The sequence below is a fragment of the Streptomyces sp. NPDC001156 genome, from assembly GCF_053598275.1.
In genome coordinates this window covers 1-11,219 of record NZ_JBSFJX010000239.1, presented here as the reverse complement: position 1 = coordinate 11,219, position 11,219 = coordinate 1, and the positions used below count along the sequence as shown (strand labels likewise).

At 69.3% G+C, this 11,219-nt stretch carries 12 protein-coding genes and 1 pseudogene; 1 reads left to right on the top strand and 12 read right to left on the bottom strand.

The features are described 5' to 3' along the window. Positions 1 to 87: 87 nt before the first annotated feature. The 3 genes from ACWDA7_RS45135 to ACWDA7_RS45125 form a co-directional block, all read right to left on the bottom strand. Positions 88 to 579, bottom strand: coding sequence for a DUF2267 domain-containing protein (locus ACWDA7_RS45135; RefSeq protein WP_450613005.1), 492 nt, complete (start codon positions 577 to 579; stop codon positions 88 to 90). 16 nt (positions 580 to 595) lie between these two features. Further along, complete coding sequence (locus tag ACWDA7_RS45130; RefSeq protein WP_450613003.1) at positions 596 to 1,039, bottom strand: DUF2267 domain-containing protein; 444 nt, start codon at positions 1,037 to 1,039, stop codon at positions 596 to 598. 99 nt (positions 1,040 to 1,138) lie between these two features. Next, positions 1,139 to 1,570, bottom strand: coding sequence for an Hsp20/alpha crystallin family protein (locus tag ACWDA7_RS45125; protein ID WP_450613001.1), 432 nt, complete (start codon positions 1,568 to 1,570; stop codon positions 1,139 to 1,141). A gap of 130 nt (positions 1,571 to 1,700) precedes the next feature. Here ACWDA7_RS45125 and ACWDA7_RS45120 point away from each other — a divergent pair, with 130 nt between their 5' ends. Then, entirely contained in the window at positions 1,701 to 2,333 is a 633-nt protein-coding gene (locus ACWDA7_RS45120) for a type III effector protein (protein WP_450613009.1), read from the top strand. 635 nt (positions 2,334 to 2,968) lie between these two features. Here the strand turns inward: ACWDA7_RS45120 and ACWDA7_RS45115 are convergent. The 9 genes and pseudogenes from ACWDA7_RS45115 to ACWDA7_RS45075 form a co-directional block, all read right to left on the bottom strand. Then, positions 2,969 to 5,629, bottom strand: a complete 2,661-nt coding sequence (locus ACWDA7_RS45115) for a TOTE conflict system archaeo-eukaryotic primase domain-containing protein (protein ID WP_450613000.1) — start codon at positions 5,627 to 5,629, stop codon at positions 2,969 to 2,971. 222 nt (positions 5,630 to 5,851) lie between these two features. Next, complete coding sequence (locus ACWDA7_RS45110; RefSeq protein WP_450612998.1) at positions 5,852 to 5,980, bottom strand: hypothetical protein; 129 nt, start codon at positions 5,978 to 5,980, stop codon at positions 5,852 to 5,854. 260 nt (positions 5,981 to 6,240) lie between these two features. Further along, positions 6,241 to 6,534: a hypothetical protein gene (locus ACWDA7_RS45105; RefSeq protein WP_450612996.1), complete on the bottom strand. Its 294-nt coding sequence runs from the start codon at positions 6,532 to 6,534 to the stop codon at positions 6,241 to 6,243. 49 nt (positions 6,535 to 6,583) lie between these two features. Next, positions 6,584 to 7,189, bottom strand: a complete 606-nt coding sequence (locus ACWDA7_RS45100) for a hypothetical protein (protein ID WP_450612994.1) — start codon at positions 7,187 to 7,189, stop codon at positions 6,584 to 6,586. A 57-nt stretch (positions 7,190 to 7,246) separates the two neighbouring features. Next, complete coding sequence (locus ACWDA7_RS45095; protein ID WP_450612992.1) at positions 7,247 to 7,594, bottom strand: hypothetical protein; 348 nt, start codon at positions 7,592 to 7,594, stop codon at positions 7,247 to 7,249. Then, positions 7,591 to 8,853, bottom strand: coding sequence for a PP2C family protein-serine/threonine phosphatase (locus tag ACWDA7_RS45090; protein WP_450613007.1), 1,263 nt, complete (start codon positions 8,851 to 8,853; stop codon positions 7,591 to 7,593). Before ACWDA7_RS45090 ends, ACWDA7_RS45095 begins: the two co-directional genes overlap by 4 nt. Before the next feature lie 404 nt (positions 8,854 to 9,257). Beyond that, the gene (locus ACWDA7_RS45085) at positions 9,258 to 9,530 is read right to left on the bottom strand and encodes a hypothetical protein (RefSeq protein WP_450612991.1); all 273 of its coding nucleotides are present in this window, start codon (positions 9,528 to 9,530) and stop codon (positions 9,258 to 9,260) included. A gap of 238 nt (positions 9,531 to 9,768) precedes the next feature. Continuing rightward, positions 9,769 to 10,182: a hypothetical protein gene (locus ACWDA7_RS45080; RefSeq protein ID WP_450612989.1), complete on the bottom strand. Its 414-nt coding sequence runs from the start codon at positions 10,180 to 10,182 to the stop codon at positions 9,769 to 9,771. A gap of 62 nt (positions 10,183 to 10,244) precedes the next feature. After that, positions 10,245 to 10,577 (bottom strand): annotated as a pseudogene (locus ACWDA7_RS45075) (hypothetical protein); the annotation flags it as partial. Between the last annotated feature and the right edge of the window lie 642 nt (positions 10,578 to 11,219).

Here is an 11,219-nt window from a genome sequence, read left to right as displayed (position 1 = left end):
ATTGAGGGCCTCCTTTCCGAGCACGTATGGGACCCGGAACCAGAATCCACCGGGCTGTGCAGGGAAGGGGGCCCGGCCCTCATAGAGTCAGGTCAGGCATTCCATGGTTGTGCGGCCGTTACTTACGGTGCCCCTGCTGCGCGGCGGGGTGAGTTCGGCGCGGCCGAACAGCAGCGCGTAGCCGGAGGGGAGCTGGTGCAGGATGCGGGTGATGAGGTCGGGGCCAGCGTAGGCCGCGACGGCGGAGAAGACGGATCCGGTGTCCCAGCGGGTGGTGGCGAGGGAGGCGCCGGTGCGGGCGGCGAGGTCTTTGACGAAGGCCCAGCCGGTCAGCGGCTGGGGGTCGGGGATCTGCGCGGTCAGGACGCGTGCTGCCTCCAGGGGCAGCCGGGCGGCCAGATCGACGCGCTCGTCGCCGGTCAGCTGGCGGCCCAGCCCCGCCAGGACCAGGCGGACGGCCTCCTGGGCCTTCTCGCGGGTAGGGTAGGCGCCTTCGTAGCGGACCTTCTCCAGCATCTGCTCATACGCCGTCCCGTGTGGCTGTTGGTGCTCGAGCGGTACGCGCACGTCGGTGATCACTGCGGTGCATGCCCTTTCATGGGAGCCAGGGTGGGGTGGTGCCGGTGTGCGCCACCGAAATATTGTCAGGTGGCTGGGGGCGGCCGAAGAGGAGGTCGTAGCCGGCGGGGAGCTGGAGCAGGATCTGCCCCAGCAGGTCGTCGCCGGCGGTGTCGGCGACCGTGGACAGGACGGCGCTGACGTCCCAGGTCGCGGTCTGCTCGGTGGCGCCCTCGATCCAGGCTGCGGTCGCGCGGACGAACCGCTCCGGGGGCAGCGGTTCGGCGCTCTGCAGCGGGTTGAGCAGGAGCAGGGCGAAGTCCTCCGGCAGGCGTGCCGCGAGCCGGGCGCGGACGTCGCCGACCAGGTGCGCGCCGAGCAGGGCGAGCACCACGCGGGCCGCGCGCTCGGCTTCCTCAGGAGTGTCGTACTCGCCGCGTTCCTTCACACGGTCGAGGAACGCTTCGTGTCGCAGGGTCATCTCGGCCGCCTCCCCTTCTTCTTCGGGCTGCCCACGGGGTGCGGAGGGCGGGATGAGGGGGAGATCGGGTGCCCGTCCTCCGCACCCCTCCGGCTGGTGTCAGCCGGAGATCTCCTTGCGGCCGGATCCGACGCCGATGGAGACCTTGCGGGGCTTGGCGCGCTCGGTGATCGGGATGCGCAGGGTGAGCACGCCTGCGTCGTAGTCGGCCTGGATGTGCTCGGTGTCGAGGGTGTCGGCGAGCACGATCTGGCGGGAGAAGACGCCCAGCGGCCGCTCGGACAGCTCCATCTGCACGTCGTCGGCCTTCGCCACCGGCCGGCGCTCGGCCTTGACGGTCAGCATGTTCCGTTCGACGTCGATGTCGATCGCGTCCGCGCTGACGCCGGGGATGTCGAAGGCCACCACGTACTCGTCGCCCTCACGGTAGGCGTCCATCGGCATCGCCGACGGGCGGGACCAGGTGCCCGGGCCCATCAACTGCTGCGCCAGCCGGTCCAGCTCACGGAAGGGGTCAGTGCGCATCAACATCGTGAAAACACCTCCAGCACGTTCGGGCAGTTGCTGCCAATGCGCCTCACTGACACCGTTGTACCATGTCATCCAGTGGATGACAAACATGGTAGTCGTCCAAAGGACGACCGCCCTGATGGGAGGTGCCATGACCCCGGCCGACCAGCCCGCCCCGCCCAGCACCGACGCCACAAGCCCCCCGTCGTTCCTCGCCGCCGCGGCAGCCCTTCACGCCATAGACGACGCCCTGCATGCCGCCCGGCACGAGGCCCCCGGCACTGCCAAGACGCACGACGTCGGCGCGGAGCAGGCCCTGGCCTCTCTTCTGCTGCTGCGGCAGGTGCGCGAGCAGCTCGCCGGATGGGAGACCGGCCTGATCGAAACCGCCCGCCACGCGGGTGCCAGCTGGGCCGACCTCGCCCACCCCCTGGGCGTCGCCAGCCGCCAGGCCGCCGAGCGCCGCTACCTGCGCGGCCGTCCCGGCCCCGCCGGGACCACCGGCGAACAGCGCGTGACGGCCACCCGCCAGGCTCGGGCCGCCGAGCGCAGCTCCGCCACCTGGGCCCGCCGCAACGCGGCCGACCTGCGCCGCATCGCCGGCCAGATCACCGCCCTCACTGATCTGCCCGCCGCAGCACGGCGCCCGCTCAGCGAGCTCCATGAGGCCCTCGCCCACGACGATCCCGCCGACCTCATCGCCCCCCTGACCGCCGCCCGCCCCCACCTGGCCGCCGCCCACCCCGACCTCGCCGCCCGGCTCGACACCCTCACGCCTCCCTGATCCCGCCCACCGTCGACCCGCTGTCCACGGCGCACCGCGACACGGCCAGGGCCAGCCGGAGGTCAATCAGATCAGGGCGCCGACGGCCTGGACGGGGGCCAGGCCCTTCCACGTGCGCCTCGACCTGCTCAATCCTGCCGCCGTCGTCCACTGACAGCTTCCTTCCCCTCGGGGGCAGAGATCGAAGTCCACACGCAAGGTGCTCGATACGGGCGAGGAGCCTCTGGCCGGGATCGGTCGCGGTGAGCAGTCGGCTGCGTTCGATGATCGTGAAGCCGAGGATGCGCTCGATCTGCAAGAGCGGGTATCGGATGTCGCGGACGCCGAGTCGCGTCCGGCCGCCCGATAGAGACCGTTACTGAACGTAGTCAGTGCTAGATGATCGCGGATTTGCTAATCCACTGCTAACGAACCGACTTTGTTGCCAATGAAGTCGCGGATCCTAGATCGACTGTAGGGTCCACGACTTCGTTGGCAGGGGGTCCTGCGGAAACGCGGGAATCCGGGCGCGGTGAGCAGCGAGGGTGTTGGTAGATGGTGAGCAGTCGGTGGCTCCTCCTCGGTCGAGTTGGTGACAGCGAGTGAGGTGTCCATCGTCTTGGTGATCGCCGGTTTCGCTGACCGGGGTTTGTCGGCTATGTAGTGAGGTGGGTGTCCTGCCCGTTCGTGGCCGGGTGGGTGGCGTGCCAGGCTTCCCAGATCTCTGCGCGGAGCCTGCCGCGCGGCGGTACGTCCATGCCGCGTTCGCGTGCCCAGGCCCGTACCTCGGCCACGCTCACCGCCGGAGTCACGGGCCGGGGCTGCTGGGCATCGGGAACGGGTGCGCGGGGCAGCGTGGGTGGCAGGTTCTCGGGCGTGCTTGCGGTGAAGCCGCGGCGTCCGAGAATGCGGCGGCGTTTGTGGTGCATGCGCTCCAGGAGGGGGACGTCGGCGTCGAGGTAGTCGTGGGCCTCGACGTGGGATTTCCTGGTCTCGGTGTTGCGCATGATGCGGCCGACCTGCTGGATGACGCGTCCCTTGAACGAGATGGGGCTGGTCAGGAAGAGGGTGTCGAGACGCGGTGCGTCGAAGCCCTCGCCGGCGAGCTTGTCGATCGCCAGGAGCACCAGCGGCTCATTGTGCTCCTCGGACAGGACAGAACGGACCCGGGCGCGTTCGGCCGGCGGCGTGCCGCCGTGCAGGACCAGCGGGGTGACGCCGTGCGGTTGGAGGGCTTCGGCGAGCTGGTGGAGGTGTTCGACGCGGTTGGTCAGGGCCAGGCTGCACCGGCCGCGCCGGGCGGCGTCGGCGATGTCCGCCGCGATCAGCTGATTGCGGCTCGTGGTGTTGGCGAGTTCGTTGTAGATGGCTTGGATGGACGCGCCGTCGGTGCCCGGCTCATCGGTCGTGAAGCTCGTGGGGTGCACGACGAGGTGCTTGGCAAAGGTGCTGGCGTCTTCGATCTCGTGGCGGATCGGCCCGCACTGCATGGTGATCACTGGGTCCATCTGGTCCGCGCGGTACGGGGTCGCCGACAGGCCGACCCATCGCGGCGCCTTCGCTCTGCGGATCGCGGCTTCGGCGCCGGGCGCGCCGACGGCGTGGCACTCGTCCACGATGACCAGCCCGTAGCCGTCGAGCAGGTCGTCGGGGGCGTCGCGGTGGGACAGCGTCTGCAGCATGATCAGGTCGACGATGTGGCCGCGGCGGTCCTTGCCCCCGCCGAGCGAGCCGACCTGCCCGTCGCCGAGGTCCAGGAAGCCGGCCAGGCGTTCCTGCCACTGTGTCAGCAGCTCGGCCCGGTTCACGATCACTGCGGTCGGGGTGCGGTGGTGGGCGATCAGGGCGCAGGCCATGACGGTCTTGCCTGAGCCGGGCGGCGCGACCAGGGTGCCCGCCGGGTGCTGGGTCATCGCCTCCACGGCGGCCTGCTGGGTGGCGGTCAGCTCTCCGGTGAAGTGGGCGGTGATCGGCGGGGGTTCGGGCAGGTCGCTGGCGATGGTGAGGGTGCCGCCGGCGGTGGCGATGAGCTGGGCGGCCTCGTCTGCCAGGCCGCGGGGCAGCTTGAGCCAGTCAGGGTCGGAGGCGTCGAAGCAGCAGACGAGGCGGGGGGTGTTGAAGGTGGAGAAGCGCTGGTTCTGCTTACGGTAGAACTCCGGGTTGTGGAACGAGGCCGCGTGCTTGAGCGCGGCCAGCAGTTGCGGCGGCAGCCCGGCCGTGGAGATCGCCAGCATCGCCGAGATCCGGGCCTGAACGCGCGCGGGCGCCTTGCCGAGGGCCTTGCGGCGGGGCTTGGGCCCCAGCTCCGGGGCGGTCGGGGAAGGCCCGGCCTTGACCGGGCCGAGCTTGTCGACGAGCGACTCGACGTCGGCCAGAGACAGCCGCTCGGTGTGCGAGAGGTGGGCGAACTGGTCCGGATACGGCTGCCAGGTGTCGGGGTCCACGAAGACGGTGGTGCCTTTGGCCCGGGAGGCACCGTGCAGCGGCAGCGCGATCAGGTTGCCGAACCGGAAGCTGCCCCTGGCCTTGGTCGGCAGGAAGTCCTGCGCGGGGAAGAGACGGTCGTAGCTGGACAGTTCCATACGCCCGCGGGTATCGATCGCCCGGCGCAGCAGCGCCATGCCCAGTGCGCGGGCGGTGGCTGCGGCGACCGGGTCGGTGAAGAACGTCCAGGCGTGCGCCCCCTTTCCGGAGCGGGAGATTTCGAGCAGGGCGGGGACGCCCGCCTCCTGGCAGGCTGCGATGTAGGCGGTGGCGTCGGCGCGCCAGTCGCTGCCGTCCTTGCCGTCGAAGTCGCACGCCAGGAGACGGCAGGTGTCGTCGGCCAGCAGCGGATACAGGCCGATGTGCAGCTCGCTGCGCCCCTGCCAGGTCGGGTCGAGGTGGTGGTAGATGGTCTCGTCGGTCAGCGGCCAGAAGACCCGATCTTCTTCGGCCTTGGTCTTGTCGAACGGGTTGTCCTCGGCCGGACTCCAGCCGGTCCGGCCGGACTTGGCGCTGACCCACCGCTTTGCGTAGACGTCCTCACGTCCCGCGAACAGGGCCCTGAAGAGGGCGATCTTCGCCTCGGCGCTGGAGGAGGCATCCGCATACGGTAGGCCGCCGGCCCCTGTGGGCGGCGGGACCGCGACCGGCTCGGGAACGGACGGGATGGTGACGGGAGTGGCCTGGACATCAAGGCCCAGAAGGCTGTGCAGCCGCGCGTTGTCGGCTTTCAGCCGGGCGATTTCCTCGCGCAGCTCTGCGTTCTCCTCCAGCGCCATGTCGAGACGGATGCGCAACTCGTCGGGGTCGAAGCAGTCGGACCAGTCCTCCACACCCCTCATGATCCAGACCAGGCGTGCATCACGCAACGAAACCGTTCGCGTTTCAGCCTCCCGTCTGTGATCCGTATTTCGGCGAGCACGCTGGTACGGAGCACTGATGCGCAACTGCTGCGAAAGATCACAACAGCCCGATAAACAGCAACTACTGCCCGTAGCCAGTGCTCATGATCGCTGGGAACTGCTCAGACGCTGCTCATGGTCACCTGGAATTGCTCACGCTTCTCCGGAACCTACATCGACGGTGCCGTGCGCGAGCATCTCGTACTGGTCGCCGAGTTTCTTCGCGAAGTGCTCGCCGTTGTTCTCGGCGCCTGGTGCACGGTGGTAGAAGAGCCAGCCCATGCCGGGCCACCTTTCGTGTAGGAGAAGGCAGGACGGCCGGGCGCGCGCTCGCAAGCACAGGGTGGATACAGGCAACATCCGCGGCCCGTTCTCAGTGGCACGGGCGCCCGACCGCTGAGACCGTGACCGAGCCGGACGCAAGGCGCGCAACCACCGATCGCGCGGGCTGAACATAGGCGTTAACTCGGCAGCGCCCTTGCGGCGGGCGACTGCCCCCACGCGAGATCATCGCGCGGGGACAACTGCTCGGGCGTGTCGGGTCACCGATGAGTCAGGCTCGGCGGGCCGTCGGGATTCCGCTCTGCGTGAGCAAGCCTGACCTTGTGTTCGTCGGTGAGTTCGGCATCGGACGGGTACACGCCGGCCATGCCCGCGAACTTGCGTGCGAGTTCGAGGCGGCCTGGCAGCCACCACAGCAGCGAACCCACCGGCCAGTCGGCGCACTGCCACGTGGTGGTCCAGTCGTGGCCGGCGTCGGTCAGTGCCTGCGCGTACACGCCGAACTCCAGCATCAGGGCGTCCCCAAACATGCCGCGCTCGCTCCGGTTGGACACGCCTACACCTCCGCCGGGAATGCGGACAGCACGAACACGTGCAGGCAACTCACGCTCGAGGACCCGCTCGTCTGCACGTCGGTGTGGCGGCGGGTGCAGCGGGCGTACAGGCGGCCCGTCTCCAGCTCGTAGGACACGCGTGCATCTGCGTGGTCGGCAGGATCGCGCGCAGCACACGACGCGTCTTCCGTAGCGTGACCCGGCCCCGGTACAGGCGGGCGTGCGCGGCCGTCTCGTCGTGTGCGGCGACCAGGTCCCGCATCGTCACGAGCCGGTGTTCAGTGTGGGAGTAGACGTACTGCGCGGCCCACTGCGCGAGCCGCAGGTTCAGCCAGTCCAGATCCTCTGCACTGCGCAACCGCCCGCCAAGCAGCCGGTCGCCGGGCATGCCCGGCACAAACCGGTGGCCAACCAGCTCGTCGACGACGGCCCGCCCCAGCATCAGCCGCACCTCGGGGTCACCGAGCCAGCCGCGGCCGGTCAGGGGCTGCCACGCCCCAGCCACCCGTCGCCACGAACGGCCGTCGGGATGGTCGCAGCAGTCACCGTCACGGAAGCCGAGCGGCACCGAAGGCGGCACAGACACCACTCGCCTATCAACAGCCGGCGCGGCGGGCCGGGTGGCCAGCACGGCGGCCGGAGCGGTAGCGGACATGAGTCCTCCCAAGAAGGTTGGGGTTGGGTGATCGCACCGACCCTGCGACGCCCGGCACTAACCCCCGCAACCCCGCCCCAGTGCGGACACCGCCCGCCGCTCCCCCGGGTCCGTCATACGGGCGCGGCCCCCGCGCCGGTCAGGGAGCGAGGGCCGGGTGGATGGATCGACTGCCCGACGGGTTACATCCAGGGGCTGGCGTCGTCGGGCCTCACCCCGACGACGCCAGGAGTCGCTGAAGGTGACGCCGGTCAGCTCCAGGAGCACGGTGGGCTGCTGGTCGAGGACCTGGGCAACGGTGTGGGAGAGGACGTCGGCGGTGTGCAGGTCGAGTTCCACGGTGACGGTGAGAGCGGCCGTCTGCCCGCGGGTGTCGGCCGGGTCTATGCGCAGGGCAGGGTTCATGGGCGGCTGCTCCGGTGCGGGGTGGTGTGGGCGGCGGGTCCTTCTGATGCCGGCAGTGAGGTCAGGGCTTGTGCGGGGCCGGTGTCGGTGAGGGAGGGGCCCAGCCATTCGCACATCAGCACGGTGGCGTCACCCTGGAGTTGTCCGCGGTGGTAGTCGAGGACGGCGTGGACCAGGCGGCGCAAAGTTTCGGGCAGGGGGAGGCCGTCGGCGTGGTGGCGGATGAGGAACTCGGTGAAGCGGTCCCGGCCGAATTCAGGCTCGCCGGGGCGGCGGGCTTCGGTGATGCCGTCGGTGAACAGCACGATCCGGTCGCCGGGCTGGAGCTGTTCGCGGCATACGGTGCTCTTCAGCCCCAGTCCGGTGCCCATGGGATGCGCCGGCGGGCACTTCAGGTGGCTGGTCCAGCGGTTGTCGCGGATGATGATCGGCGGGTGGTGGCCGCGGTTGACCCAGCTGAGCATGCCGGTGCGGGTGTCGAGGGTGGCCAGGATGCCGGTGACGTAGCGGCTGGTGCCGTACTGGTCGATCAAGGCGGCCTCGATGGCTTCGCCCTTGCCGATCAGGTCGGCGCCCTGGCGGCGGGCGTTGCGACCGGCTCCGAGGGACAGGGCGGCGGACAGGCCGGCGGCGGTGTCGTGGCCCATCGCGTCCAGGATCATCAGGTGCACCAGCGGCCCGTCGAGGGCGTACTCGTAGGCGTCGCCGCACATCGTGTAGGCGGGTTCCATGGAGGCAGCGATCACGATCCGGGCGTCGGCGTAGGCACGCGGCGGCATCAGGTTCCACTGCATCTCGGCGGCGATGTTCAGTGGCCCGGTGCGCATCAGGCGGGCCAGGGTGTCGCTGGACTCCCGCTTGGCCACGATGATCAAGCCCAGAAGGGCGGCGAGCCGGTCGACGTCCTCCCGGGCCCGCTCGTCGTCGTGAGCCGAGCGCAGCCGCAGCAGCCCGATCCGCTCAGTACCGTCGACTACCGGCACCCACCATCGCGCCCCGTCCTCATCGGCCAGCCCCGCGGGCGTCAGATCGCCGTACTGGTAGGCCCGCCCCGGCACTGTGCCCTCGATACGGAGGTGCCGCTCGTCCTGCGTGGGTGTCGCGTCCGGTCCGGTCAGCAGGTGCAGGCCGGTGAGCTGGAGATCCGCCACATAGATGAGCACCTCGCTGAAACCCGCCGCCCGAGCATGCTCCTCGGCCTGCTCTGGCAACGCCTCCACGGGCATCAGGTGGCTGGCGTCCAGCAGCCCGGCGAGCATCGCCCGCCCGGCAGCATCCCGTTGCTGATCCACGCCATCCCCTTCGCCACTGCCGGGCCGGTCCCCGGCTTTGATCTCCCGGCCACCCGCTCCCGACAAAAAGCCGCACCACTCGTGCCGTGCCGCTTTCCGGAAGATGCGTCCGCCTCGCGGAACCGTCGGTGGGAAAGTGCTGTTACCACACCTGCCCCCCCGATGGCCTGCGTGCACCTGTTTTGCTGTGGACGGGTGACCAGCGTCCGTTCTCCCCCTTTGTCGTCGCCTGCCGACGCTGCCCGTCGGTGGCCCTCGGCGCACTGCTGACCCCGGTCATCGCCTGTGGCGACGAGCACTGGCGCCGCGGGCAGGGATCGGGCGCCCGCGCTTTCGATCCTGTGGCATCCGACCGGCGGGGCACGAACACGTCACTCGGTCGGGTCGGGGGGTGCGTGCAGTTGCTGCCAGCAGCGGTGGACATGCTTTTCGGCCTCGCGGACGGCCGGATGAGCGGCGTCGTCGGCCGGAGCAGCGATGAACGGCGGACCTGTTCCTGCGTGGGGGTGGGTACGGTGGCGCGGCCGGCCGTCGACCGCGCCGCGGGCTCTTCTGCCGTGATGCAGTACTGCTGCCCGAGCGATCAAAACCACGGCGACCACCGCGGCAGCGGTCAGTGCGGTGGCCGCGTTCTGATCGGACATCTGTCGGTGGCTTTCGTCCCATGGTGCACGGCGCCTTGCTGCAGGTCAGGGTGGGTAGCAGGAGAGCCGAAAAAAGCAGGCAGAGCTGAAGCGGCGCCACATGCCGGTGCGGGAAATGCTCGGTCGAACGCGCGAAGTCGTCCGGCTGATCAAGCCGTGCTTCATGATGAGTCCGCTGACGGTGAGCCAGTTCCTCCCCGGGGATTACCACTTCGACGTAGTGATCTTCGACGAGGCGTCACAGGTCCGCCCAGCCGACGCCATCAACTGCGTATACCGGGCAGATTCTCTGATCGTGGCCGGCGACGAGAAGCAGCTGCCGCCCACGTCCTTCTTTGACTCGGCCGTCGAGGACGACTCCGAGCAGTACGACGAGGACGTCCTCGACACCTTCGAGTCGCTGCTGCACGCCTGCAAGGCGGGCGCCCTGCGTGAGCTTTCCCTGCTCTGGCACTACCGCAGCCGTCACGAGGACCTGATCACGTTCAGCAACAGGTCCTTCTACGGCAACTCCATGGTGACCTTTCCGGGAGCACTGGACCACGGCAACGACATCGGCGTCGAGTTCTTCCCCGCACAGGGCGTGTACGACCGCGGCGGCCGACGCGACAACCGCATGGAGGCGCAGTTCGTCGCCCGGCGGGTCATCCATCACTTCGACACCCGCCTCCACCGCACGCTGGGCGTCGTCGCCCTCTCCCAGGCCCAGGCGGCGGTGACGGAGAGGACACCTCCGGACGAGGCGATCTGGCCGGAGGCAGTGGCCGCTGCGGTGATCGAGGGACCGATGCCGACGCGTACGTCGACGCCGAGGCGGGAGATCGTGCGAACCCGCAGTACCTCCCCCAGTCTCCTGGCGTCGGTGTCGTGGTAGCGCAGAGCGCCCTTCAGCTCGACCAGCGCCGCGGAGGATGGCAGGGCCTGAACGAGTGGAGAGAGGTCCGCGAGTTGCTCGAGGACCTGCCGGTAGGTCTCTTCCGGCAGCCGGTCGGGGCAGCGCACATACATCACCGTCGACACCTCGTGCTCCCTCGCATCCCAGGACATACAACCCACCTCCAGCAACCCATTACATCGAACGAACATTCGAACGCGCGGTGGTGGTGGAAGGATCTGCCGCTCGCCGGGAGTGCCTACACAAGATCGTCGCCATCCCGCAACGGCAAGCCTGGGAACAATGCGGTCGCACGTCCCCGGCCAAGGAGGGTCGCTACATCTCATGGATCCGGGGCTGACCGCCCGGCGGGAAAGTCCCGCGGGCAGCCGTCTTCGCCTTCACCCTGTGGGTACCCCCGTACATCGCAACGTCTTTATTCCTTCCTGAAAGTGGTTGGGGAAAGGTTGAAGCATCGGAACGCGTCAGGGCCGCACTCGAACCCCGGGTGCGGCCCCCATGTCTAGGTCCATCCAGGCAATGCGGTCAGTTCTCCGAGGGGATGCGAGCGGCGATCTCCCGCGCCAGCCGGTCCGTCTCTGCCCGCCGGCCTGGGCAACCATCACCAGCAGGCGCAGCAGATCGTGCGCCTCTTCACGGGAGAGCAAGGCCAGGCCCTCGGTCATGTGCTCGACGGAGCGAAGTCGATCTCGTCGAGATCAAGGTGATCGTCGGGATCCATGCCCGGGCAACGCAGCCGGCCTCCAGCTGGTCACGCACCGATGGACGTGAGAGTAGCCCCGACCGGTGCGGGC